The sequence below is a fragment of the Nitratidesulfovibrio termitidis HI1 genome (assembly GCF_000504305.1).
In the GTDB taxonomy this organism is placed as follows: Bacteria; Desulfobacterota; Desulfovibrionia; order Desulfovibrionales; family Desulfovibrionaceae; genus Cupidesulfovibrio; species Cupidesulfovibrio termitidis.
Genome location: NZ_KI632512.1, coordinates 1,763,155 through 1,787,760, shown reverse-complemented (window position 1 = coordinate 1,787,760; position 24,606 = coordinate 1,763,155). Strand labels below are relative to the sequence as shown.

Annotated in this window: 26 protein-coding genes; 13 read left to right on the top strand and 13 right to left on the bottom strand. The window is 67.2% G+C overall.

What is annotated here, in order from left to right; translation table 11 throughout:
• Positions 1-31: 31 nt before the first annotated feature.
• Positions 32-1,996, bottom strand: a complete 1,965-nt coding sequence (locus DESTE_RS07320; RefSeq protein ID WP_051384362.1) for an ASKHA domain-containing protein — start codon at positions 1,994-1,996, stop codon at positions 32-34.
• A gap of 330 nt (positions 1,997-2,326) precedes the next feature.
• On the opposite strand from DESTE_RS07320, the gene DESTE_RS07315 reads away from it, so the two are divergent.
• Positions 2,327-2,794 (top strand): hypothetical protein, encoded by a 468-nt coding sequence (locus tag DESTE_RS07315; protein WP_035066494.1) that lies wholly within the window; start codon positions 2,327-2,329, stop codon positions 2,792-2,794.
• Positions 2,795-3,036: 242 nt separating this feature from the next.
• Complete coding sequence (fliM, locus tag DESTE_RS07310) at positions 3,037-4,017, top strand: flagellar motor switch protein FliM (protein WP_035066492.1); 981 nt, start codon at positions 3,037-3,039, stop codon at positions 4,015-4,017.
• Positions 4,018-4,120: 103 nt separating this feature from the next.
• Here fliM and DESTE_RS07305 read toward each other — a convergent pair whose 3' ends face one another.
• The 10 genes from DESTE_RS07305 to DESTE_RS07260 all read right to left on the bottom strand — a co-directional run bounded on the left by DESTE_RS07305 (position 4,121) and on the right by DESTE_RS07260 (position 11,021).
• The gene (locus DESTE_RS07305; protein WP_035066490.1) at positions 4,121-4,954 is read right to left on the bottom strand and encodes a tRNA pseudouridine synthase A; all 834 of its coding nucleotides are present in this window, start codon (positions 4,952-4,954) and stop codon (positions 4,121-4,123) included.
• Positions 4,955-4,957: 3 nt separating this feature from the next.
• The gene (locus DESTE_RS07300) at positions 4,958-5,884 is read right to left on the bottom strand and encodes a MotE family protein (protein WP_035066489.1); all 927 of its coding nucleotides are present in this window, start codon (positions 5,882-5,884) and stop codon (positions 4,958-4,960) included.
• Positions 5,841-6,281 carry a flagellar export protein FliJ gene (gene fliJ, locus DESTE_RS07295; RefSeq protein WP_035066486.1) on the bottom strand — a complete coding sequence of 147 codons (441 nt, stop codon included), beginning with the start codon at positions 6,279-6,281 and terminating at the stop codon, positions 5,841-5,843. The genes DESTE_RS07300 and fliJ overlap by 44 nt, the downstream gene beginning before the upstream one ends.
• 160 nt (positions 6,282-6,441) lie before the next feature.
• Positions 6,442-7,197, bottom strand: a complete 756-nt coding sequence (locus tag DESTE_RS07290; RefSeq protein ID WP_084559396.1) for an adenosylcobinamide-GDP ribazoletransferase — start codon at positions 7,195-7,197, stop codon at positions 6,442-6,444.
• Entirely contained in the window at positions 7,194-8,081 is an 888-nt protein-coding gene (locus tag DESTE_RS07285; protein WP_051384361.1) for an SAM hydrolase/SAM-dependent halogenase family protein, read from the bottom strand. The genes DESTE_RS07290 and DESTE_RS07285 overlap by 4 nt, the downstream gene beginning before the upstream one ends.
• Positions 8,082-8,404: 323 nt before the next feature.
• Entirely contained in the window at positions 8,405-9,100 is a 696-nt protein-coding gene (locus DESTE_RS07280; RefSeq protein WP_084559548.1) for a redox-sensing transcriptional repressor Rex, read from the bottom strand.
• 64 nt (positions 9,101-9,164) lie between these two features.
• Positions 9,165-9,494 carry an ATP synthase F0 subunit C gene (locus DESTE_RS07275; protein WP_007523853.1) on the bottom strand — a complete coding sequence of 110 codons (330 nt, stop codon included), beginning with the start codon at positions 9,492-9,494 and terminating at the stop codon, positions 9,165-9,167.
• Between the two features lie 140 nt (positions 9,495-9,634).
• The gene (atpB, locus tag DESTE_RS07270) at positions 9,635-10,336 is read right to left on the bottom strand and encodes a F0F1 ATP synthase subunit A (protein ID WP_035066482.1); all 702 of its coding nucleotides are present in this window, start codon (positions 10,334-10,336) and stop codon (positions 9,635-9,637) included.
• A gap of 3 nt (positions 10,337-10,339) precedes the next feature.
• Positions 10,340-10,774 carry an ATP synthase subunit I gene (locus DESTE_RS07265; RefSeq protein WP_035066480.1) on the bottom strand — a complete coding sequence of 145 codons (435 nt, stop codon included), beginning with the start codon at positions 10,772-10,774 and terminating at the stop codon, positions 10,340-10,342.
• Complete coding sequence (locus DESTE_RS07260; RefSeq protein ID WP_035066478.1) at positions 10,746-11,021, bottom strand: AtpZ/AtpI family protein; 276 nt, start codon at positions 11,019-11,021, stop codon at positions 10,746-10,748. Before DESTE_RS07260 ends, DESTE_RS07265 begins: the two co-directional genes overlap by 29 nt.
• A 267-nt stretch (positions 11,022-11,288) precedes the next feature.
• On the opposite strand from DESTE_RS07260, the gene DESTE_RS07255 reads away from it, so the two are divergent.
• Both DESTE_RS07255 and DESTE_RS07250 read left to right on the top strand, forming a co-directional pair.
• Positions 11,289-11,750, top strand: a complete 462-nt coding sequence (locus tag DESTE_RS07255) for a pyridoxamine 5'-phosphate oxidase family protein (RefSeq protein ID WP_035066476.1) — start codon at positions 11,289-11,291, stop codon at positions 11,748-11,750.
• 450 nt (positions 11,751-12,200) lie between these two features.
• Positions 12,201-12,644: a cytochrome c family protein gene (locus DESTE_RS07250; RefSeq protein ID WP_425411686.1), complete on the top strand. Its 444-nt coding sequence runs from the start codon at positions 12,201-12,203 to the stop codon at positions 12,642-12,644.
• 175 nt (positions 12,645-12,819) lie between these two features.
• Here the strand turns inward: DESTE_RS07250 and rlmD are convergent, their stop codons facing one another.
• Complete coding sequence (gene rlmD, locus DESTE_RS07245; RefSeq protein WP_035066474.1) at positions 12,820-14,253, bottom strand: 23S rRNA (uracil(1939)-C(5))-methyltransferase RlmD; 1,434 nt, start codon at positions 14,251-14,253, stop codon at positions 12,820-12,822.
• A gap of 407 nt (positions 14,254-14,660) precedes the next feature.
• Here rlmD and DESTE_RS18205 point away from each other — a divergent pair, with 407 nt between their 5' ends.
• Complete coding sequence (locus tag DESTE_RS18205; RefSeq protein ID WP_198015339.1) at positions 14,661-14,801, top strand: hypothetical protein; 141 nt, start codon at positions 14,661-14,663, stop codon at positions 14,799-14,801.
• Positions 14,802-15,019: 218 nt separating this feature from the next.
• Here the strand turns inward: DESTE_RS18205 and rfbA are convergent, their stop codons facing one another.
• On the bottom strand, positions 15,020-15,898 hold the full coding sequence (rfbA, locus tag DESTE_RS07240) for a glucose-1-phosphate thymidylyltransferase RfbA (protein ID WP_035066472.1): 879 nt from the start codon (positions 15,896-15,898) through the stop codon (positions 15,020-15,022).
• A gap of 815 nt (positions 15,899-16,713) precedes the next feature.
• On the opposite strand from rfbA, the gene rplU reads away from it, so the two are divergent.
• From rplU to DESTE_RS07200, 8 genes are all read left to right on the top strand, one after another.
• A complete protein-coding gene (rplU, locus tag DESTE_RS07235; protein WP_035066470.1) occupies positions 16,714-17,022 on the top strand; it encodes a 50S ribosomal protein L21 in 309 nt (102 codons plus the stop codon).
• A gap of 18 nt (positions 17,023-17,040) precedes the next feature.
• Entirely contained in the window at positions 17,041-17,310 is a 270-nt protein-coding gene (rpmA, locus tag DESTE_RS07230; RefSeq protein WP_035066468.1) for a 50S ribosomal protein L27, read from the top strand.
• Between the two features lie 478 nt (positions 17,311-17,788).
• Positions 17,789-18,895, top strand: a complete 1,107-nt coding sequence (gene obgE / locus DESTE_RS07225) for a GTPase ObgE (RefSeq protein WP_035069924.1) — start codon at positions 17,789-17,791, stop codon at positions 18,893-18,895.
• Between the two features lie 47 nt (positions 18,896-18,942).
• A complete protein-coding gene (gene proB / locus DESTE_RS07220) occupies positions 18,943-20,130 on the top strand; it encodes a glutamate 5-kinase (RefSeq protein WP_051384360.1) in 1,188 nt (395 codons plus the stop codon).
• 254 nt (positions 20,131-20,384) lie between these two features.
• Complete coding sequence (gene thiD, locus DESTE_RS07215) at positions 20,385-21,230, top strand: bifunctional hydroxymethylpyrimidine kinase/phosphomethylpyrimidine kinase (RefSeq protein WP_035066466.1); 846 nt, start codon at positions 20,385-20,387, stop codon at positions 21,228-21,230.
• 355 nt (positions 21,231-21,585) lie between these two features.
• Positions 21,586-22,938, top strand: coding sequence for a PAS domain-containing sensor histidine kinase (locus tag DESTE_RS07210; RefSeq protein WP_035066464.1), 1,353 nt, complete (start codon positions 21,586-21,588; stop codon positions 22,936-22,938).
• A complete protein-coding gene (locus DESTE_RS07205) occupies positions 22,907-24,133 on the top strand; it encodes a PAS domain S-box protein (protein ID WP_035066462.1) in 1,227 nt (408 codons plus the stop codon). The genes DESTE_RS07210 and DESTE_RS07205 overlap by 32 nt, the downstream gene beginning before the upstream one ends.
• Positions 24,133-24,381, top strand: a complete 249-nt coding sequence (locus tag DESTE_RS07200) for a hypothetical protein (protein WP_035066460.1) — start codon at positions 24,133-24,135, stop codon at positions 24,379-24,381. The genes DESTE_RS07205 and DESTE_RS07200 overlap by 1 nt, the downstream gene beginning before the upstream one ends.
• Positions 24,382-24,606: the final 225 nt, after the last annotated feature.

Genomic DNA, 24,606 nt, shown 5'->3' with positions numbered 1-24,606 from the left:
CGGCGCGTGTGGAGCCGGATCCGTGGTCCTGTCAGCGAAAGCGCATGTGGCGCAGGAACGCGGCGGAAAAATCGCTGGCGGTGGTCAGGTCCACCACCCGGCAGCCGGTGCGCCATGCATTGATGCGCTCGCGCAGTTCGGGCCGCAGCAGCAGCAGTTCCGCCCCGCGTAGCGAGGCGTTGCCCACGGCCCGCGTGCGCCCGGCTACCCCTGCGGGCAGAAATCCCAGTGTTTCGAGGTCATCGGGGCGGGCATGTTCGCCCAGCGCCCCGGCAAGGTACACGGCGTCCAGCGCCGTTCCGGGCATGCCGGCTTCCGTCAGCAGCCGCTCGTAGGCCAGGGAGAAGGCGGCCTTCACCTTCAACACCTCTTCTACGTCGCTCGCGGAAAGATGCAAGCCCCCTGGCAGGGGCAGGCGTCGTTCGCCGCGCACTTCGACCAGCGATGCGGCAAGTCGGCGCGCCAGCGGGGAATGCGGTTCCATCACGAAGCGGCCGTCTTCGTCAAGCAGTCCGGCGCGCAACAGCACCCGGAGCAGCGAAAGATAGCCCGTGCCGCACAGGTGGGTGGGAGCGACGGGGGCGTCGTCGCCTTCCGGCAGCACGGTGGGCACAAGCCCGGCGGGGCCGAGGGTGAAGGCGACAATGGCCCCCGGCTGGGCTACCCCGCCGCAGGACAGGCCGATGCCCTCCAGCGCGGGGCCAAGGGCCACGCTGGTCACCAGCGCGCTGTCCGGCCCGGTGGCCAGCACGAATTCTCCGTTGGTGCCCAGGTCCGCCAGCAGGAAGGGAAAGCGGGGCAAGGCAGGGTGCGCCGGTTCGGCATCTGCCGACAGGGACGTTGCTGCGTGAGCAGGGTCGGTCATGTCGGCGAGTCCGCCGTACAGCAGTGCCGTCATGCCCGCCCCCACGTCACCGCCCACGAAGGGTGCGGGCTGCGGGGGAATCCATACCTCGGGCGCGACGGCGGGGGCAGTTGCGTCGGCCACGTCGGCAAGGTCGGTAACGCCAGCCAGGGCGGACAGTTCCGGCAGGCTTTCCACGGTGCCGCCCGCATAGTCCAGGCGGTAGGGGGCGGCGGCAAGGCCGGACACGTCGCGCCCCAGCAGGATGGCGGTCATGGCCGAGTTGCCCGCCACGCACAACGCGCGTACCGGGGCGGGCAGGCTGGCGGCAATGCGGGCCACGGCGGCCAGGGTAAGGCGATGCAGGGCGGCCAGCCCTTGCGGTGACGAGGCCACGGCCAGGCGGGACATGACCTCGCTGCCCGCACCCATCTGGGGGTTCAGTTCCGCGCCGTGGGCCACCCTGCGACCATCCGGCGTCAGGGCCGACCAGTGCAGGGTGGTGGTGCCAAGGTCGATGGCCAGCAGCAGGGGCGCACCGGTTGCCGGGGCCGGAGTGGCTCCGGTCGATGGGAATTGTTCGGACCCGGACACATCGGACCGGGACGCATCATGCCAGAATGCATCGGGCAGGGGCGCATCCGCCACCCGCGAGCGGCGCGGGGCCGATCCGGCGGGCAGGGTGAAGGCCATGCAGCAACGCGCGCCCACGGTGCTGGCGGCGTTTCCGTCCGGGGCGATTTCCTGGGAAGGGGGCGATGGTTGTGTCGATGGATCCGGCACGGTCGGGGCGTGGCGGCAGAGCAGCCGCCAGCCGTCGGTCAGCTCTGGCGGAGAAAAATGGGCTTCGTCGGCGGGGTGGGGTGCCGGTGCGCCGCGCGTGAAACGCGCCGCGCAGCGACCGCAGCGCCCAAGGCCGGAGCACAGCGCGGGAGGGTCCACCTGGCCGCTCAGCCACACCAGTTGGGCCAGGGTGCTGGCCGGGCCTGCGACGGACGACGCCTGCACGGGCAGGGGCAGATGCACGATGCGTCCATCCGGCAGGGTCACCTCGGCCACGGCGCCCGATGCAGGGTGCGTGGCCAGCGTACTCGGTCCGGTGGCGCTTTTGGTGGTGCGCGGCGGCTGTTCTGACGAAGAATGGGGGGACATGCGGCTCCCTGCCAGGGCGTCCAAGATGGTTCCTTGCCTGCAACTGCCCCAAGACGCAGCATATGGCAAGTGCCCGCGTTCCTGCGGTTTCGGTGGTATCCGCGTATGGCTCGTGTTTCGTGGATTGGTGTGGAACAGGCGCGAAGTTGGGGCGGGACTGGTGCGGCCTTGGCACTGTCTTGGCGCGGCCCCGGCAGGACCCTCTGCCGTCCGGCGTATCAAGGGGCGGCGCAAGTAAGGGGCGGCGCAAGTTCGGTAATCATTGCGCATTCAGCAATGGTCCTGTATGGTTATAGTATCATTCCCGGATTTGGCGAAAGGAGTTGGCGCATGGAAATCGTGCTTGGCGCGGTGGTCGGCTTTGTGCTGCTGGTGGTGGTGCTGGTTTTCAACCAGCGCTCCAGCGCCGCGCACGAGGAACGCCTGCGCCAACTGCATGCCCGGCGGCGCGCGTTGTCCGTGGACCTGCGCAAGATGCAGGAGAACATCCAGCAGCTCAAGGTGGTGGAGTACGAACTGGGCCGCAGGCTGGCAGAGGCCGACAAGCGTGCCAGCGAGGCCGTGGAGGTCCGCAGGCAGCGCGACGCGCGCCAGCAGGAAAGCCGGTTCGGCTCCATTCTGGACGTGTTGCTGCACGAGCGGTTGCTGACCGCGGAGCAACTGGCCAAGGCCCGCAGCTACAGGGAGCAGACCCGCGCGCAATACCCGCTTTCCGAAATCGTGACCATGCTCGACTACGTCAAGGCCGACGTGGTGCAGCGCATGCGCCTTCGCTATCCCAAACTGCCCGACGAATAGCGTGGTGGCCCGCCGGGCGGCATTTCTTCCCTCTTGCCCGTCGGGCATCTGGTATCGGTGCAGGCCGTTGTGCCTTGCTTGGCGTTTATCTTGCATCAAGCCGGATGGCGGCAGGATTATCCTGGTTGCGGGGCACGTTCCGGTGCCGTTGCGCCTTCTGGCCGGGGCGACGCTTGACCCCGCCCCCAGTCGCTGCCACTATCCGGTCATTCAGTATTTCACGCGCGAGGAGCCCGCACCCCATGAACAAGATTCTGGCGCAGGACGAGGTCGATGCACTGCTCCGCGGCCTTTCCGGCGGCGAGATAGAGAGCGAGACCGACATTCCCGAGGACGACTCGGGCATCGTTCCGTTCGACCTCGCCAACCAGGACCGCATCATTCGCGGTCGCATGCCGGTTCTTGAAATCGTCAATGACCGGTTTGCGCGGCTGTGCACCAACGCGCTGTCCAACACGGTGCGCAAGCGGGTGGAGTTGAACCCCATCTCCATCGACATGACCAAGTTCGGCGACTTCATGCGTTCGCTGCCGGTGCCCACCAGCATCAACATCTTCAAGATGGAACCGCTGCGCGGCAACGCCATCATCGTGGTGGACTCGCGCCTGGTCTTCGCCCTGGTGGAAAATTTCTTCGGCGGCGCGGGCAGCCAGCCCAAGATCGAAGGCCGCGAATTCACGCGCATCGAGCAGGCCATTGTGGACAGGGTGATCAAGATCGCCCTGGACAACATGGAAGAATCGTGGCGTCCGGTGCACGACGTGAGCCTTGAACTGGTGCGCTCCGAGATCAACCCCCAGTTCGCGGCCATCGTGCCGCCCAGCGACGTGGTGGTGGTGATCACCTTCGAGGTGGAACTGGAGACGGCCATCGGCTCCATGGTCATCTGCCTGCCGTACGCCACCATCGAACCCATCCGCTCCAAGCTGCACGCCAGCTTCCAGACCGAACGGCTGGAAGTGGACCACGCCTGGGTTTCGCGTCTGAAAGAGCGACTGATGGAAACCCCGGTGAACCTCAAGATTCACTTCGGCGAGTCCAAGATCACCGGCAACCAGCTGTTGCGGTTGCAGGTGGGCGACGTGCTGCTGCTGGATACCGACACCGACGACCTGCTGGAATGCACCGTGCAGGGGGTGACCAAGTTCTGGGGCATTTCCGGCACGGTGAAGGCCAACAAGGCCTTCCAGATCATCAAGGAAGAAGAGCCGCGCTACACCTGACGCCCGGTCCGATATGGCATGCGGAATGAACAACGGCGCGCCCGGAAGGGTGCGCCGTTTTGCGTCGTGTGGGATGGCGGTGGGGGAAGACTGCGAACAGCCCCTAATAATGCACGCGGGTCAGGGTCAGCCCCTGCGCCGGGGCCGTGGCGGGGGCCGCCTTGCGGTCGCGGGCGGCCAGGATGGCGGGCACGGCGTCCGGGGGCAGCTTGCCGCGCCCCACGGCCACCAGCAGGCCCATCATGTTGCGCACCATCTGCTTGAGAAAGCCGTCGGCCTCGAAGTTCCAGGCGATGACGCGCAGGCCTGCGGATATGCAGTTCATGTCGCCATCCGCGTCCGACAGGGGCATTGCCCCCGGCAGCGCGGGGTGAACCGGGGCTTCGCCCTCGTAACGGCGTGCCACCCTGGTCACGGTGCGCACGGTGGTGGTGATGTCGGTGCCAGTGTTCTGAAAGCTGGCGAAGTCGTGCGTGCCGTGCAGGTGCGCGGCGGCGGCGTCCATGGCGTCCAGATCCAGCGCCCCCGTGGCCCACGCGAAGGGGGCCAGCCGGGGCGGCGCCCAGCGTCGTTCGGGCCACAGGCGGTAGGTGTAGGTCTTGCCGCGCGCGTCGAAACGTGAGTGGAAGTCGTCAGGCACGCGGACCACTGCGGCCACGGAAATGTCGTCGGGCAGTCCGGCGTTGAAGGCGCGCTGCCAGTCCAGGTCCGCCCGGTGGTCGGGCACGTCCATGTGGGCCACCTGCGCTTCCGCGTGCACGCCGGAATCGGTACGCCCCGCGCCGTGTAGCCGCACCGGCGCGCCCACGATGCGCTCGGCGATGCGTTCCAGTTCGCCCTGCACCGTGCGCGGCTGGGGGCGGTCGGTACGGGCCTGGATCTGCCACCCGGCCAGCCGGGTGCCCACGTAGGAAACGGTAAGCGCGAGACGGGCCATGCGCTATTCGAGGGGCAGTTGCATGCGGGTGAGCGCCTCGGACAGCTTGGCGGCCTTTTCCGCCTGCACGTAGGTCAGGATTTCGCCCGCCTGTCTGCCGCGCATGCCCGCCAGAATCCTGACGGCGATCTTCTCGTCCAGGGTTTCCAGCACGGCCGCCGCCTGCTTGGCCTTCATGTTGGTATACACGTCCACCAGATGGCGCAGCTTTTCGTCCTTCATGCCCTGCGCATCCTTGAGCATGGTCTTGATGCGCGCCTCCAGGTCCTGCATCTGGGCCAGCTTGGCGTCCACCTGCTGTTCCAGACTTTTCAGTTCCTGCTCGCGGCGGTTCAGATCGTCCTGCTTGCGGTTCAGGGCGTCCAGCGCGGCCTGGGTGGCCTGACCGGTTTGGGCGCCGGGCTGTGCTGCGGCAGGGGCGGCGCTGCCCGAACCCATGGACGATGCCCCCGGCAGCCCGGCGGCCGCGGGCAGGGCGGACGACGGGGCGGCGGGGGCAGCGGGAGCGGTGCCCGGCTGAGCAGGAGTCTGGGCGGGGGCGGGTTGCGCCTCGGCGGCCCAGGCGGCGCCCTCGCGGTTCATGCGACCCCGCGCGTCATTGACGCCGACAGCGGCGTTGCCAGCGGGGGCGGGCGTGGCGGCAGCGGTCAGGCCCACGGCGCGGGCGATGTCCGCCGCCAGAGGCTGGGATTCGTCGTTGCGTCCGGCGTGTGCGGTACGCGCGGCAGCGTCCGCCTGCATGCTGGCGGGGACCCCCGACGCGCCCGACATGTCGGATACCGAGATCGGGGCATCGGCAGTGGCGAAGGGCCACGGCTGCTCCAGGGCAAAGGCCACCAGCAGCGCCACCTTGATGGCGGCGGCAGTGAGCAGCCAGCGGCAGAGCCTAGAAAGACGGAGGCTCGAAGCGAAGCGTTGCGGTTTCGTCATAGGTACGCTGTTCGCGGAGGAGTTCGTCGTGCGCATGGCGGGCCGCCTGTTTGTCCTTGAGCTTTTCCAGCAGTTTGCGTTCCTGCGATTTTTTCACCAGTTCGCTGCGGGCCTGTTCCATCATCTGGGCCAGCATGCGCAGGCGCAGTTCGGCGTGGGTCAGGTCTTCGCGCAGGCCGCGCAGGAAGTTGCGTTGCAGCCAGAGTTCGTCGCGCGTGAGGCGCGCGTCTTCGTACAGCTTCCGTTCCGCTTCGGCAATGGCCGCGCGCACCGCCTCCACCTGGCGCTGCTGCGCCTCGTGGGCGGCCTTGGCGCGGGCGAAGGCCAGTTTGGCCTGCTCCTCCAACTGTTCCCGGTAGTCGAGAACCTGTTGCAGGCGGAAACGGAACGGGGGCATGCGTGGTCCTTTCTCGGTCGTGGCCGGGGCGCGGCGTCGGAATGTCGTCGTACGGCGGCTGGTCCACCCCGGATTAGCAAATACCGGGCCTAACGGATCGCCTGAAGCATCTGGTCGGACGTGTTGGATGGCGTGGGAGCCGTGGCGCGAGGATGCCCGGTTACGCCAGTATTGTGCCCAGCAGTGCGGACAATTCGCCCAGAATGATGCACGCCCCCAGAAAATCGCCGTTAAGACCGCCCTCGCGTCGGGCCAGCGCAGCCAGCCAGGCCACGGCGCAGGCACATGGCACGGCGGCGGCCAGTACGGCGGGCGGCCCGGCCAGGGCCACGCCGGTGGCGGCGGCCACCCCGACGCAGAACAGCATGGCCATGTGGGTGGCCCCGGCGGATGTCAGGCGACCCAGGGTAGAGCGGGTGCCGGGCGGCACGCAGGCCGCCAGCACCACGCAGGCGGCGCGCCCCAGCACGGGAGCCCACACCAGCGCCCCGGCCCGGCCCATGGTGATGACCTCGTGGGCCAGCACCACCTGCCCCGACACGCCAAAGACGAGGCCCAGCACCCCGAAGGCCCCGATGCGGCTGTCCTTCAGGATGTCCCAGAACCGGTCGCCGGTGGCGGAACTGCCCCAGGCGTCCATCAGGTCGGCCCATCCGTCCCAGTGCAGACCACGCGTGGCCCACAGCAGCAGGGCCGCATACCCCAAGGCCTGCACCCAGGGATGCCCGGCCAGCAGCCCCAGCAGGAACGGCCCGGCGCATACCAGCCCTGCCAGCAGGCCCACCAGCGGGTAATGGGCCACACCGGCGGCCATTTCCGCATCGGTGGCGGCGCGGGCCGGAGCAAGCCGGGTCAGGAAGCCCGTGGACAGGACAAGGGCGCGCCATTGGGCGGCCAGCAGGGGGGCCAGTTTCACCGGCAATCCTCTAGCAGCACTTCCGTGCCCGGATGCAGCCAGTGGCGTTCGGCGGCGGAGGCCTTGTCCGCCGCAAGTTCCAGATAGCCCTGACTGCCCGCCACCAGCCCGGTGCGCCCGGCGGGAATGCCCGCGTAGGTGGCGGCGCGGGCGATGTCGATCAGGGTGCCGTCCGGCAGGTGCAGACGGCAGGCGGCCAGCCAGTCCCATTCGCGCAGCGAGAGGTTCAGCACCACGTTGCCGAAGCGGTCCGCGTGCAGCACGGCGGCATGCACGCCGTCGGACTCGCGCCGGGGTGCGGCCCAAGCGGGGCGGGCGAGATCCGTGGGCAGTACCGGGTCGCCGAAGGCGGCAAGGGATTCGCCGCCCGCCAGGCGCGCGGCCAGCGGGGCCAGCACGTCGCGCCCGTGAAAGGTGGCGCTTTGCGGGTCGGGCAGGCGGTCCGGGTCCAGCTTGCGCAGCACCGCGTCGGGACGGGCCTCCGCCGCCAGGTGCAGCAGGCCGTTGTCCGGGGCCAGCATCACCTGTCCGCCGGTTTCCATGGAGACAAGGCCGCGCGGGGTGCCCACGCCGGGGTCCACCACGCAGATGAAGATGGACCCGGCAGGAAAGTGCGGATGGCTGGCCGCAAGGAAGAAGGCGGCGGTTTCCACCCGGTGGGGCGGTACCCCGTGGGAAATGTCGATGACCGGCACGGCGGGGGCCAGCCGGTGCAGTACGCCTTTCAGCTGGCCCACGTACGGGTCGTCCAGCCCGAAATCGGTCAGCAGGGCGAAGCAGCGGGCATGGGCGCGGGGTTTGCCGGACACGGACCCGGGGGTGGACGACGTGGACGTTGCGGTTGGGGGACAGGCCGATGCGGATGGGCGATGGGGGGTGTCCATGGGCGCTCCGTGTTTTGGAGAGAGGCGGGACGGTTGGCGCGCGGCATCAAGGCTGGCGGATCGAGCACCGCGCCAGTGCACACCCTTCGGGCGGCATGGTCGTACCCTAGCGCGGGCAGGGCACGACCACAAGCGGGGGGCATGGAGGCAGGAATCTCCGTGCTGTGGCGCCGTTTTCTTTGCCGAGTCCCATCCGTCCGCACCAGCACTGCCACTCTGGCATTCTCCCTGGCTGGTGTCTGCCACAACTACGGAACCCGCCAGAAGGCGGGTTCCATGGCGCAGCGGTGAACGGCTGCGGAGCGTGATTGAAGCTTGGCGGATCAGCGGTTGGCCCGGTCGAAGGTGATGTTGAACGACAGCGCGTAGAGGTGGTGGAAAAAGTCCACGTACTCCACGAACACGTCGTCCGGCACCGTGATGCGCGCGGGCGCGAAGTTGAGGATGCCCTTGATGCCCGCGTCCACAAGGTGGTTGGCGGCGCGCTGGGCGCGCTCCGGCGGGGTGGTGATGATGCCGATCTCCACGTCGAGGTCGGCCACCTTTTCCTTCAGCCGCTTGGTGCACACCACTTCAAGGCCGGAGACTTCCTCGCCGATCTTGAAGGGGTCGCAGTCGAAGGCGCCCACGATGTGGAAGCCGCGCAGCTTGAATTCCTTGTGGTTCAGCAGCGCGCGGCCCAGGTTGCCCACCCCGACAAGCACGGTGCTCCATTCACGGTTCACTCCGAGAACGCTGGTGATGGATTCGATGAGGCTCTTGACGTAATAGCCCACGCCACGCACGCCGAACTCGCCGAAGTAGGCAAGGTCCTTGCGGATTTGCGATGCGTTGACGTTGCACGCCTTAGCCAACGGTTCGGAGGAGATGACGTCGGTCCCTTCACGCAGCAGGTTTTCCAGCACCTGCACGTATACGGCAAGGCGCTGGATGGTTGCGCGGGGAATGTGTTCGCTCTTGGGGGTTTGCATGGCTTGATTGGTCTCTCGTTTGGCGGATGTCGTACGGCGAACCGCCATAATGCTGAAAAAGGAGGCCGTTTGCAACGGCCTCCTTCCGTACTGTCGGAGCGAGGCTCGCGAACTAGCCCACGAAGGGGTTGGCGACGAGCAGGATCAGGTTCACCACGAGGGCGTAGATGGCGAGGGATTCGATGAAGGCCAGGCCCAGGATCAGGGTAACCATGATCTTGCCGCCCGCTTCGGGGTTGCGCGCGGTGCCTTCGCAGGCAGCCTTGAGGCCCATGCCCTGGCCGAGGCCGCAACCGGCGGCGGCGATGGCCATGCCGATGGCGGCGGCGAGGCAGGTCAGGCCAAGCGCGCCAGCGTCCATCTTGCCATCGGCGGCGAAGGCAAGGGCGGCAAAGGACATCAGGGCCACGGTGTTCAGGGCGATCATCAGAAACTTGCGCATGACAAACTCCTCTTTGCGTATGGTTGTTTTGGTCGGTTGACCATTCCCTTCGAGATTAAGGCTCAGCCCTCATTGATCCGCCTGCTGCAAAACCGTCTTTTTCCGGCTTTTCGCGGACGGCGACTCCATGAGGCCCGACCCTAGTGGGCGTGTTCGAAAGCGCCCTTCAGGTAGATCATCGTCAGCATGAAGAAGATGAACGACTGAAGGACCTTGCCCAGCAGGAACAGGAAGTACACCGGAATGGTGCCAACGATGGGAGCCATCAGGAAGAACAGCACCATGACGATTTCTTCACCGCGGATGTTCCCGAACAGACGCAGCGTCAGCGAAAGCGGGCGCGCGGTGTGCGAGATGAGTTCCAGCGGCAGCATCAGCGGCGTGAGCCACCACATGGGACCCATGAAATGCTTGATGTAGCCCGGCCCCCAGCGCTTGATGCCCTGGTAGTTGTAGTACAGGAACACGAAGACGGCCATGGCCGCGTTGGTGTTCACGTTGGCCGTGGGCGCATCGCAGCCGGGGACCAGCCCCAGCAGGTTCTGGAAGAGAATGAACAGGAAGATGCCGCCAAGCAGCGGAAACACCTTGCGTCCATCCTCGCCGATGTTGGTCACCACGAAGTCTTCAAGACCCCCGATGACCACCTCGAAAACGTTCTGTATGCCGCCGGGCACCAGTTTCAGCCCGCCGCGGACCACAAGGCCCAGGCTGAACAGGACGGCCATGGCACACCACGTGTAGAAGACATGCTTGAATTCGACGGTCGCTCCACCGATGGTGACCTGATCCACATGCAACAGCGTGGACCAGAGTACCGGATGCGGCAATCCACCAGCCATTCCCTACGCCTCCTTCACTTTTTGTCCTGCGCCCCTGGCTATTCCCCACGCGGCGATACTGAGAACGCACGTGGACAGCCCCGCCAGCAGCGCGGAGACAGAGACCTTTAGCCAAACGATCAGGCCGAAAAGGACCAGACCGGTGAGCAGCAGCCGACCGTAGAATCTGAACATGAGCCCGGCCGCCATGGCGCGCGTGTACGGCATGAAAACGATGCCCTGCACGAACTTGGCCAAGGCGTAGAAATTGAAGGTCGATAGCGCGGCCCCCACGCCGAACCACAACCCCCAGTCCCAGAGAGGCGCGCACGCAACCCCGACAAGCAAGGACGCCCCCGAAACCAGAATCTGGCAGCGCAGCAGCAGGCGGATTTCCGACGAGCGGAACCCCTTGCGCCACAGCCATTCATCAGTCTTTCGGGCCAAACCTTTCAGCATCTTCCTTGTCCTGGGCCTTGAGCAGCCTCCGCGAGTCAAGCCAGACGTTCTTGAACCCGGCGACAATGCCGAGAATCAGGAACACCCCGGTGAGCCACGGCTTCGTTCCCAACCAACGATCAAGGTACCAGCCCATTGCCAGGCCGACCACCGTGGCCGACACCATGTGCAGCCCGATGACCCCGGCGGTGGAAATGGCGTCGAGGTATTTCTTGTCGTTGATTTTGAACCAATTATTGAAGAACATAGGCACCGTCCCGTGGCTTTCGCGCCCATTCGGAAAAGAGCGGTTGCCGGGGGCACTTCGTGCAAACGTTCACAAGTCGGGTCGTGTCTACCACAGCCGACGGTGGGCGTCAACGCGACGGGGCGGAGTTCGTGAAAAAATTCCCCACCGAAGTGCCGGACATGTTTGCTGATTGCCTGAACAATTCAACTGCGCGCGGCGGTCCTGCTCAGAACCAGATCAGGACCAGATCAGAACCTGATCAAGTCGCGCCCTACCGGGGGTACCATGCGCCACAAGGACAGGGAAGTGACCGACACTGCGGAAATATGGGCGGGCGTGGCCGCCAGCCCGTGGATGACCATGGCGCTGTGCGACGGCGCAGAACCGTATGCCGTGCCGTTGTCGTTCGGGGTGGCGGACGGGGCCATCTATTTCCATTCATCGCGCAAGGGCCACAAGGTGGAACTGCTGCGGAGCGGCGGAACGGTCTGCTGTTCGTTCGTGCCCTATGCGGAGGTGGTCAGGCCGGCGGACGGCACGGGGTGCAAGTTCTCCATGCGCTTCCTGAGCGTGCTTGCCTGGGGGCGGCCCGAAGAGTTGCACGACCCCGCCGACGTGTCTGTGGCGGTGCGTGCCCTGCTGACCGCCGTGCAGGCCCCGGATGCCCCGGTCAATGAGGAAGCCGTGGGCCGCACGGCGTTTTTCCGGCTGGTGCCGGACAGGATGACCGCCTCGCGCCACGCATAGCGCCCGCATAGCGCACGATGAGCAAGGGGGGCGCAAGCGTCTGTGTGCGGGCCACGGCCAGAATCGTGCACCCGGAAGGCGTGCCGCCCGAAGGAGTGTGCCCCGAAGGCGTGCGAAAATATTCATGAAGGCTGGACTGTTCGATTGTAACGCGGTACCAATGCGCCACGGCGCGCCATGCGCGTCGTGCCCGACACTACGTCAACCCGCCGGACCTGCCATTGGGGGGATGCCATGCGCCTGACCGTGCCTGCCGTTGTGTGCCGCCGTCCGAATTCCAGCCTGCCTTCAGCCCGTCCTTTCATCTCGGTCACACTGGCCGCACTGGCTGCACTGGCTGCAGTCCGGCCCCGGTCCCCGTTCCCGGTCTTGTCCAGAAGTCCGTCCCTGATTCCGTCCGGGCCCCTGACGGCGATTCTGACGGCGGTCCTGACGGCGGTCTTGCTGGCCGTGCTGCTGGCATTGCCCATTGCCGGTCGGCTGACCTCCACGGCGTTGGCCGCCGAAGCGCGCAGCTACGTGGGCACCGACGCCTGCGCCCCCTGCCATGCCGACCAGCACGCCACCTTTCGCAAGTACGCCAAGAAATCCAACTCCGCCCACAGCGTGAAGGTCATGGCCTCCAAGCTGAGCAAGGAAGAAGTGCAGGGCTGCTACGCCTGCCACACCACCGGCTACGGCAAGCCGGGCGGGTTCGTCAGCTTCGAGGCCACCCCCCACCTGGCCGACGCGGGGTGCGAGGTCTGCCACGGTCCCGGTTCCGCCCACGTGGAATCTGGGGGCGACGTTTCGCTCATCGACAAGCCCACCATGGAAGGCTGCGTGGTCTGCCACAACGAGCAGCGGGTGCGCAGCTTCAACTTCAAGCCGTTGCTGCACGGCGGCGCGCACTAGGCTTTCTGCGCAGGTGCAGCAAACGACAACGCCCGCCGCATGGTGCTGACCATGCGGCGGGCGTCGTTTTCCTGCGGGGGTGGTTTTTTCTGCGGGGGCAGTTCGCGCCGTTCCGGTGTTGCCGCTGGGGCACATGCCCGAGCTTTCCCGGCACTGCGCCCCGTGCCCTGACGAGCTACTCCCCTGTGCGGGTCAGCAGGGCCACGCATTCCACGTGGGGCGAATGGGGGAACAGGTCGACCGGACGCGCCTCTTGCAGCGCATATCCGCGCGCCGTGAACAGCGCCACGTCGCGAGCCATGGTGGCCGGATTGCACGAAACGTACACGATGCGCTCGGGCTGGTGGGCGGCCACGGCTTCCACCACATCCTCGTGCAGGCCCGCGCGGGGCGGGTCCATGACCACGACGCGCGGCGACACACCCTCGCCGGGCCGTTCGCGGCGCAGGCTGGCGCGCACGTCGCCGGAGACGAAGGAACAGTTCAGGATGTTGTTGCGCGAGGCATTGGCGCGGGCGTCGTTGACCGCCTCGGGCGTGATCTCGAAGCCGCGCACCGCCCCGGCAGTGCGGGCCAGGTGCAGGGCGATGGCCCCCACGCCGGAGTACAGATCCCACACCGTGTCGTCCGGCCCGGCGGCGGCCATGCGGCGTGCCTCGTCGTACAGCAGGCCCGCCGCGGCGGTGTTGGTCTGGAAGAACGAGTCGGGGCCCAGCAGCAGGTCGTTGCCGCCCAGGCGTTCGGTCAGCACGGCTTCGCCGTCCACGGCCAGCACCCGTTCGCCGTAGGCGATCTGCTCCGGGTCCAGGCGCAGCGAATGCACCACGCCGGTCACCTCGGGGAAGCGGGCGCGCAGCGCCTCGGCCAGGCGGGACACGGCCTGCGCCGCGCCGGGGTGCCGCCCGGTGATGCACTGGATCATGCACTGGCGGCCCTGCGGGCTTTCGCCTTCCGCCGGGGCGGCGGTACCGGCATCGCGGCCAAGTTCCGGTTCACGCACCACCAGAAAGCGCCAGAAGCCGTCCTGTCTGCGGTCGTCCCAGCCCGGCAGACCGCTTTCGCGCGCAAGGTCGCGCACAGCCTCGACGATGCGCACCGTAAGCGGCGTTTGCAGGTGGCACTCCGTTATGTCCACCACCGCGCGCGAGGCGCGGCGGCGCAGGCCCAGATGCAACTGGCCGTCGCGGTCCTGGCTGAAGGCGAATTCCATCTTGTTGCGAAAGCCGCGCTCGGCGGGGGAGGCCAGGATGGGCAGCACGTTGGCGTCGCGCAGGCCGCCGATGCGCCCCAGCGCGTCAACCACGAAGCGCTCCTTCCAGCGCAGTTGCTCGGTGTAGGGCAGATCCTGCCAGGCGCAGCCGCCGCACTCGCCGAAGTGGGCGCAGAACGGGGCACACTGCACGGGCGAGGGTTCCAGCACGGCGTCCAGCGTGGCCTCGGCAAAGCGGCGCTTAACCGTTGTCAGCTTGGCGCGCACGCGCTGGCCGGGCAGGCCGCCCGCCACGAACACGACGCGGCCTTCGTGGCGGCACACGGCGCGGCCGCCAGCGGCAAGGCCTTCCACGGTCAGTTCCAGAAGGTCGCCGGGGCGGGGAGTGGTATCGGACATGGTGTCTCCATGGATATGTTGGGGATGTGGCGGTCAGGGTGGCCGCCCGTGCGTGCAGGGTTGTTTTGGCCCGCCCGGCGATGCACGGCATCCGGGATGGGTGGAATGAACGGAATGTGCGGGCCGGTGTTCGCCGGGGGGATACTCCGGTCGGATCTGCTGGTGCCCGGTATCATTCCTGCCGGGGGCAGGGCCGGGCCATGTACAGCGGGACGACGCGGGAGGCAAGTGCGCGTGGGGCTTGCGGCGTACGTTCCTTGTGCGGGAATTCACGACGCGCTTGACATTTGCCGGAAAAGCGGCAAGTAATCTGCGGACCTGGAGTGTTCACGTCAATCCCCGCCCGGTGCGGGGCGGTCGTCTTGCACGGCCGCGTGCCGCTGCCGTGCCGCACAAGGAGTTCGGACATGCTGAGCGAACTGATTCACAACGCGATGCACTCGAGCCCGCAGGGCTTCCTGGGCGTCAGCCTGATCGCCATCTACTTCTGCGTCATCGTGGCTACCGCCTTCTACCGTATCGGCAAGGGCGACCACATGCATCATTAGAAGGAACCGGGAGCGGGCTTGCCCGCCGGGTTTCTTCAGCGCCGTGCGCTATCCCCGCCGGGGTGGCGCAGGTTTCATGGTGCGCCGCGCGCGCATCGCCAGTTTTCGCAGGGCCGTCCGCAAGGGCGGCCCTTTTGTGCACTGCGGTCGGTTTTCGCTGGGCCGCTGTTGCCGGGCCGTTGTCGCCTGTTCGATGTCACCCCAACGGGCACACGCCGTCACACCCGCAGGCGGTCTTCCATGATGTCCATCAGGTAGCGGCCATAGTCGTTCTTCAGCATGGGGGCGGCCAGCGTGCGCAGGGCGGCGTCGTCGATGTAGCCCTTGCGCCAGGCGATTTCTTCTATGCAGGCGATCTTCAGCCCCTGCCGGTCCTGCACGGCCCGCACGAACGAGGCCGCCTGATGCAGCGATTCGAAGGTGCCGGTATCCAGCCAGGCCACGCCGCGCCCCAGAAATTCCACCGACAGGCTGCCTTCGCGCAGGTACAGGTTGTTCAGATCGGTGATTTCCAGTTCGCCGCGCGGCGAGGGGGCGAGTTGCGCGGCCAGTTCCGGCGCGCGTCCGTCATAGAAGTAGAGGCCGGTGACGGCAAAGCGCGACCTGGGCTCGGCGGGCTTTTCCTCGATGCTGATGACCTTGCACGCCGTGTCGAACTCCACCACGCCGTAGCGTTCCGGGTCGCGCACCTTGTAGCCGAACACCACGCCGCCGTGCTCCAGCCTGGCGCACTGCCGCAGCAATGATGGCAGCCGGTCGCCGTAGAACAGGTTGTCGCCAAGGATCAGGCAGCTGGGTTCCCCGGCCAGAAAGTCGCGTGCCAGCAGAAAGGCCTGGGCCAGCCCTTCGGGCCGGGGCTGCTCGATGTAGGTGAACGAAAGGCCCAGTTGGGCGCCGTCGCCCAGCAGTTCGCGAAAGCGCGGCTGGTCCGCCGGGGTGGTGATGATGCATATCTCGCGGATGCCCGCCAGCATCAGCACCGACAGCGGATAGTAGATCATGGGCTTGTCGTACACCGGCATGAGCTGCTTGGAGACGCCCATGGTGATGGGATAGAGCCGCGTGCCGGAACCCCCGGCGAGAATGATGCCTTTCATGCCGACCTCTTTGAAGGATGGTGCCGTGCAGGGCACGGCAGTGCGGCATGGTAGCCGGGACGGGGCGGGAAGGGAAGGGGGCGGGGCGGGGGCTGGTGGGGGAAGAAGATGCGCTGGCCCACGCGGGCTTGGCGAACGCCCCGGATCTGTCTGTGCAGCCGAGGTGCGGGCAAGATGGAGGCCCTGGGCTACCAGCGTGTCTGGCGAACCGGGCGCATTCGCGTTCGGGCATCACGAAAGGCGGGGCGGGTGAAACGACAAGAAAGACGGCGTGCGCCGACATGGCAAAAAAAAGACGGCTGTGCCGTCTGGTTGCCCCGCCGGGGGCTTTGCGGTGTGCTCGCGCTTTTTGGTGGTCCGGGGGGAACAGCCTTGGGGGAGGGCCTTGGTGCGGGGTTCCCCCCGGACGCGAGACGAGACACACTCGAGAAGAGGTATATCCCCGGAACCATGGAGCGTCTGTTAGAAATTTAACGGGGGCTGGCCGTGCCGGGCTGTAAGTGGTTGCTGACGCGCGGTATCGTTGACGAAAGGGAAAAATCTAATACGGGCGCGGCACGGTGACCGTTGCTGGCGGAGGGAAATCCCGACCTTGCGGGCCGGGTGGGCGTGTGCTATCGACATCGGCCCCGCATGCCGGGGAGCGTGGCGCGGAAAAAAGACCCGCGTTCGCGCACGGATGCGGCCCGCTGGTGGCCGCCCGGACGGAATTTTACGAATATTCCCGGGGCGCGGCCGCACAGGGTGGCAATCCGGGGTTGACTTCCTGCCCCGAATGAGGATAAGTCAGCCCTCTCTCGTCATGGAGGTTACTAATGTACGCGATTATTGAAACGGGTGGCAAACAGTTCCGCGTCGAAGAAGGCGGCAAGATCTTCGTCGAGAAGCTCGAGGCCGAAGCCGGCAGCGAAATTGTCATCGATAAGGTTCTGATGCTGGGCGGCGGCGCGTTTTCCGTCGGCGCTCCCTATGTGGAAGGCGCGAAGGTCACCGCCGAGGTGGTCGAACACGGTCGCGGCGAAAAGCTCATCGTGTTCAAGAAGTGGCGCCGCAACGACTCCCGCAAGAAGCAGGGCCACCGTCAGGACTTTACGGCCCTGAAGATCAAGGCCATCCAGGCCTAGCGCCAAGGAGAACACGTCATGGCACATAAAAAAGCAGGCGGCAGCTCTCGCAACGGTCGCGACAGCGCCGGACAACGCCGCGGCGTGAAGCGCTTCGGCGGCGAGCAGGTTCTGGCCGGCAACATTCTGGTTCGTCAGCTGGGCACCCGCGTGCACCCCGGCGACAACGTGGGCATGGGCAGGGACTACACCCTGTTCGCCACCGTCGAGGGCACCGTGAAGTACGAAAAGTACACCCGCAAGAAGAAGGTCCAGACCCGCGTGCACGTGGTGCCCGCCCAGGCGTAGGCCAGGCCGCACATACACGTCCACGGCTTGCATTTCCGGGGCGGAAGTCGCGTAGCGTTCTTCCGCCCCTTTCGTGTTTGCTCTGGCTGACGGCCTCGTGTAGTGCACAGGGCAGGCTGGTCGGCCCCGTCGCCCAGTTGCTCCGTTGCACTGGCAGTGCCCGGCATGCAGGCAGTCTGTCAGCTTCGTCTTGCAGACCCCTCGCCAGCCTTGTCAGGCCAGACCCGTCATCCGGACAATCGGCCAGAGCAATCGGCCAGAGCAATCGGGCCAGTCAGGCCCTGCCAGGCAGATGCCGACACGAAAGGCGGGCAGACCCGCCGGGGCGCTGGCTCGACATGGTTTTTTCGGTGACCGTCGCGTTCATTGCGTCGGTCGCATCCAGGCAGGCCGGTCACTTCCGGCTTTGCCCCGGCGCTGCGGACATTCCGCGCGCCGTATCCATCGCATATTCACCGTATTCAAGGCAGGCATCATCATGCGCTTCGTCGACGAAGCCACCATTACGGTTCGCGCGGGCAACGGCGGCAACGGCTGCGTTTCGTTCCGCCGCGAAAAGTTCGTGCCGCGCGGCGGCCCCGACGGGGGCGACGGCGGCGACGGCGGCAGCGTCATTCTGCGCGCCTCCAACCGGTTGTTGTCGCTCTACGACTTCCGCCTGCAACGCACCTACGAGGCGCAGAACGGGCAGGGCGGCATGGGCAGCCAGTGCTACGGCCGCAAGGGCGACGACCTGACGGTGGAATTGCCCGTGGGCACCCAGATCTACGAGGTGACCGACGACGGCGAAACCCTGCTGTGCGACCTTTCCGACCCGGAGACCGTCTTCGTGGTGGCGCAGGGCGGGCGCGGCGGCAAGGGCAACGAGCACTTCAAGTCGTCCACCAACCGCGCCCCGCGCTTTGCCCAGAAGGGCGAAGCCGGAGAGGTCCGCTCGCTGCGGCTGGAGCTGAAGATCCTGGCCGACGCGGGCCTGCTGGGCCTGCCCAACGCGGGCAAGTCCACGTTCATCTCCAAGGTGTCGGCGGCCCGTCCCAAGATCGCGGCCTATCCGTTCACCACGCTGACCCCCAACCTGGGCGTGATGATCGACGATGCCGACCCCGAACAGCGACTGGTCATCGCGGACATTCCCGGCCTCATCGAGGGGGCGCACACCGGGCAGGGCCTTGGCCACCGCTTCCTGAAGCATGTGGAGCGCACCCGGTTTCTGGTGCACATCCTGAGCGTGGAAGACGTGTCGCTGGACAGCCCCGAAGGGCCGTGGAGCGGCTTCGATCTCATCAACGAGGAACTGGTGCGCTTCGATTCCGACCTTGGGCAGCGCGTGCAGTTGCAGGTGGTCAACAAGATCGACCTGCGCGACCCCGAAGATGTGCAGGCCCTGCGCGACCGCGCCGAGGCCGATGGCCGCACCGTGCACTTCATGTCCGCGCTGACCGGCGAAGGGGTGGAGGACGTGGTGGCCGAAATGTGGCGCATGCGTGACGAACTGGACATCCATGAAGCCCTGGTGCGCCTGCGCGAGACCGAGGAATTCGACGAGGAAGAAAGCGACATCGAGGTGATCTGGGTGCGCGAATAGCCCCGGCGCAAGCTGGCGGCGCACCCGCATCCCAACGGAGCGACGGCATGTCCGGACGGAACGAGACAAGGCGGGATCAGGCGGATACGGCGGGCGACTGGCAATCCGAACGGCGCAGGGCGCTGGCGGAGGCGCGTTGCGTCGTGGTCAAGGTGGGCAGCGCGGTGCTGACCACCGGCGAAGGGCTGGACCTGGCCATGGTGGAATCGCTGGCGGACCAGCTTTCCGCCGTGCAGGAAGGCGGACGGCGCGTGGTGCTGGTGTCTTCCGGCGCGGTGGCGGCTGGGCGCGGCGTGCTGCGCAGCTGCTGCGAGATCGCGGGCATGCCCCACCGTCAGGCGGCATCGGCCATCGGGCAGAGCCGCCTGATGCATCATTATGATGAAGCCTTTGCCCGGCGCGGGCGCATATCGGCGCAGGTGCTGCTGACCCGCGACGACCTGAAGAGCCGCAACCGCTTTCTGAACGCCCGCAACACCTTTGCCGCGCTGCTCGACTGGGGGGCCATCCCCGTGGTCAACGAGAACGACACCGTGGCCGTGCACGACCTGAAGTTCGGCGACAACGACTGCCTGGCCAGCCTGTTGCTGAACATCGTGGAAGCCGACCTGTTCGTGAACCTGACCTCGGCGGGCGGCGTGTTTGCCGAAAACCCCCAGGACAACCCGGACGCCTGCGTCATGGACTGCATCGACGACGTGCACGGGCTGGACCTGGACGGACTGTGCGGCGGCAAGACGTCCGTGGGCACCGGGGGCATGTACTCCAAGCTGTTGTCCGCGCGGCGCGCCGCGCAGATCGGCGTGCCCACGCTCATCGTGCCGGGGCGCGAACCCGACGTGCTGGCCCGCGCCTTCGCGGGCGAAGCCATCGGCACCTGGGTGCGCGCGGACGCCCGCACCGTTTCGCGCCGCAAGTACTGGCTGGCCTACCAGTCGGACCCGGCCGGCACCGTCACCGTGGACGAGGGCGCTGCCCGCGCCCTGCTGCAGGGCGGCAAAAGTCTGTTGCCCGGCGGGGTGTGCGGCGTGGAAGGGGGCTTCGGCTCCGGCGCGCTGGTGCGCGTGGCCGCGCAGGACGGCACCGTCATCGGGGTGGGGCTTTCCAACTATGCTGCGGCGGAACTGCGGCGCATCATGGGGCACAAGCGCCACGAGGTGGCGGCCATCCTGGGCGACGCGCATTATCCGGAAGTTATCCATCGCGATAACTTGCTGCTGGACGCCGTGGTGTAGGGCCCAAATTGTCCTTTTGCCCGTTGGCTTCGTCAAACTTTGCCTGCCATGTCGGTCGAATACGATAAGAGTATACTCCCTCATGGCCGGCTCGTTTTCCTCGCCAACGAACAAAAATCCTAATTTGGGCACAGCCCGTTGTAGTGTGAAGCCAGCGCCGGGTACATTAACAGCAAATGCATTGTAAGGCGTGAACTTTATCCCGGAATAACGGTATGTTTCGGTTTGTTCGCCCTGTCGACGAGGAACCCCGCATGACCGTACACGCACAACACGCCACGCCCCCCTGCATCCTGACCATCGCCGGGTCCGATTCCGGCGGCGGCGCGGGCATCCAGGCTGACATCAAGGCCATGACCGCCCTCGGCGGTTTCGGCATGAGCGTCATCACCGCGCTCACGGCGCAGAACGGCCTTGGCGTTACCGGCATCCACGCCCCGGACGCGGAGTTCGTGGCCCTGCAACTGTCCACCGTGCTGGACGGCTTTCCCGTGGCCGGGGCCAAGACGGGCATGCTGTTCTCCGCGCCCATCATCGAGGCCGTGGCCGACGTGCTGGACGCCCGCAAGAACTTTCCGTTGGTGGTGGACCCGGTGTCCGTGAGCCAGAGCGGGCACCGCCTGCTGCGCGAGGACGCCGTGCAAGCCCTGGTGCGCCGCATCCTGCCCCTGGCCGATCTGCTGACCCCCAACCGGCCCGAGGCGGAAATGCTGGCGGGCATGGACATCGCCACGGAAAGCGACGCCCGCGAGGCGGTGCGCCGTATCCTGGACATGGGGCCGAAGGCCGTGCTGCTGAAGGGCGGCCACTTCGAGGGCAGCGGCGACCTGATCGACTGGCTGGGCCTGCCCGGTGGCGCGGATGGTCAGCCGGACATCGTCGCGCTTTCGCAGCCGCGCGTGGATACCCCCAACAACCATGGCACCGGCTGCACCCTGTCCGCCGCCATCGCCACCTGCCTCGGCCTCGGCATGGAACTGTTGCCCGCCGTGCAGCGCGCCCAGCGCTACCTGAACCTGTGCCTGCGCGAAAGCTACACCCCGGGCCGGGGCTTCGGCCCGCCCAACCATGCCGCGCCGCTGACCCTGCGCGAGTTCTAGCTGGCCTTGCGGCCTCCCCCTCCCCCCCTTATCGGTCTCCGTTTTTTGCGAAAGGCGAGTCAGAACTGTTTGCCGTATCCGGGCCGCCCTTGGGCGGCCCTTTGCGTTGTCCGGGGGGCAGCATCCTTCAGTCGGGCTCGCATCCGGTCGCGCGCGGGCTTGCTCCGTTTCCTGCCGCCGCCAGTCCTGCCTGCCGACTTGGAAATATCATGGACCTGGGGTAGGCTCTCACGGTGCTTCCGGCCCGCGCACGGCCAGCAAGCCTCGCCTGGCCTCGCTCCTCGATCATGTCCGGACCCCCCGCGCGCCATCTCGCCCGCCCCCGGCGCCACCCCGAACGCCCACAGGACGACGCATGACCCCGCCCCTGCCCACGTTCCACGCCCCCGCAGAGCGTTCACCCGACGCCGACCTGCTGCGCCAGGCCGGGCTGTTCCGCGACCCCACCCTGGTCAGCCTGCTCGATTCGGTGACGGACATCGTGCTGATCCTGAACCGGCACCGCCAGATCGTTTTCGTCAACCGCAACCTGCTGGAACTGCTGTCCCTGTCCGACGGCGCCAACCTGCTGGGGCTGCGCCCCGGCGAGCTGTTCCACTGCGAGAACGCCTGCGAAGGCCCCGGCGGTTGCGGCACGGCGGACGGGTGCCGCGAGTGTGGCGCGGTAAAGGCGGTGCTGTGCGCCCTGGGCGACGAGCGCCGGGTGGAGGAATGCCGCATCACCCAGCGCAAGGGCGACGACGTGCTGGCCTACGACCTGAAGGTCTGCGCCACCCCGTTCGAGCGGGACGGCGAGCGGTTCGTCATCTTCGCGATCAACGACATCAGCCACGAAAAGCGGCGTCGCGCGCTGGAACGCATCTTTTTCCACGACATCCTGAACACGGCGGGCGGGTTGCGCAACCTGGCCCAGATGATCCTGGAAGAAGTGCCCCTGGACCTGCGCGGCGACACCATGCTGCTGCACCGCTTTTCCAACGCGCTGGTGGAAGAGATCGTCACCCAGAAACTGCTGCTGGCCGCCGAGACCGACGAGTTGCCGGTGGACCCGCACCCGGTGGACGGGGTGGAACTGCTGCGCGACGTGGCCAACCTGTACACCGGGCACGACACCGCGCGGGGCCGTGCCCTTACCGTGTTGTCCTGTGCCGCGGACACGGCCATGGTCACGGATTCCACGCTGCTGGGCCGGGTGCTGGGCAACCTGGTCAAGAACGCCCTGGAAGCCACCCCCGAGCAGGGCGAGGTGCTGCTTGCCTGTGATTGCGACGGCGAGTGCGTCACCTTTCGGGTGCGCAACCCCGGCTACATCCGGCCCGACGTGCAGCGCCAGATATTTCAACGTTCGTTTTCCACCAAGGGGGCGGGGCGCGGGCTTGGCACCTACAGCATCCGCCTGCTGACGCAGAACTACCTGAAGGGGCGGGTGGGCTTTGAAACCTCGCCGTCGGGCTGGACGGAATTCCGGGTCCGCCTGCCGCGCAACGCCTTCAACGGCACGGTAACAGATGTTCCCGATGCGCCCGGCGCGTGTGCAGGGCCCGGCGACATCCGCGCCGGCGCTCCGAACCGTGCGCCCACATGGGCGCGCGAGCAGGGGCAAGCCCCCGGCGAGGGGCCGTTGTGGAACGACAACAGCGAAGCGCGCGGGCGCGACGCAACCGCATGGGGGAGCGATGACGCAGCCGTTGCGCGTGCTGGTCGCTGAGGACGATGCCGTCGGAGCGGCCCTGCTGTGCGGGCTGCTGGTCCGCGAGGGACACGTGGTGATCGGCCCCGCCGCCATGGGCGAGGAGGCCGTGCGTCTGGCCCGCGACGAACGGCCCGACGCCGTGCTCATGGACATCTGGCTGGCCGGAGACATGAACGGCGTGGAGGCCACCCGCGCCATCACCGCCGACTTCGACATTCCGGTCATTCTGGTCACCGGCGCCACCGAGGCCACGGACCACGAGCTCATGGAACAGGTGGCGGGCAGCGGCGCGCTTGGCTTCATGTCCAAGCCGGTCACCGGCGACGCCCTGCGCATGAACCTGCGCATCGTGCGCCATCACACCCGCCTGCATGCCCGGTTGCGCGACAGCGAGCAGCGCTACCGTTCCATCTTCGACAACGCCGTGGTGGGCATCTACATGGCCGACCCGGAAGGGCGGTACCTGGTGTCCAACCGCGCCTTTGCCGAAATGCTGGGCTGGTCCGGGCCGGGCGAGCTGGTTTCGGGCGTGCGCTCCATGGACGCGCAGATCTACGAGGCCCCGGGCCGGCGGCAGGAACTGCTGGCCCGCCTGCGCGCCGAAGGCACGGTGACGGGTTTCGTCTCGCAGGTGTACGGGCGCGACGGGGATCTGCTGTGGGTGTCGGAGCATTGCACCGCCGTGCACGACTGGGCGGGCGAACTGCGGCACTACGAGGGCATCGTGGTCGACGTCACCGCCCGCATCGAGGCGGAGCAGCGTTGGCGCACCACCCTCGGCATCCTGCGCAGCACCATCGACGCCATGCCCGACCATGTGGTGCTGCTGGACCTGGAGCGCAACGTGATCATGGCCAACGCCTCGTGGGTGCGGCAGATGTGCGGACCGGGGCATGTGGATGCGGCGATTCCGGCGGATACGGCGGAGCAGGTAGACGGCGCCGTCATGGTGCGCTGCCCGGATTGCGTGTCCGAAGACGGCGGCCCCACGCCCCTCGACCGCTTCCTGCGAGAAGGCGGGCACCAGTCCGGCCCCGTGCGCCTGCTGCCCGGCGGACAGGCGTGCACCTGCAGCGTTTCGCCCTACCGCGCACCGGACGGCACGGTCATCGGCGCGGTGCTGGTGCTGCGCCGCGATGGCGAAGGATGCCTCTCCGCTTCCGAAGGGTGTGCCGCGCGGGCGGACATGGCCGGGCGCCGGGGGGTGTGATGCGCAAGCATCAGTTCGCCAAGATCGACTGCAACTGCACCCGCCGGGCCACGCATCTGAAATGCGTCTTCTGCGGGGTGATGGAATACCGCAGCCTGGACGAGGCGCGCCGCATGAGTCTGGGACAGGCCGAATGCCAGCACCCAGACGCGCCCCAGGTGCCGCCGCAGGAAAAGTTCCGGGCCATGATGGGCGGCACGCTGGACTGTCTGGCCCCGGACTACGATACCCATTTTCGGCAGGATTGAGCCCGGCCTGTCCGGATCGGATCGGATCGGGCCAGACCGGATCGGGCCAGACCGGATCGGGCCGGGCCAGCCTGGACCAGCCTGGACCCGCCAGGACGTGTCTGCCCTGTCCCGTTCTGTCCTGCCTTGCCCCAATCTGACGGGGCAAGCGGGTTGGAACGGTCGTTTCGCCCCAGCCGCTTTGTCACAGGTGTTGCTTTCCAGTCTCGTCTCCCCAGTCGTGTA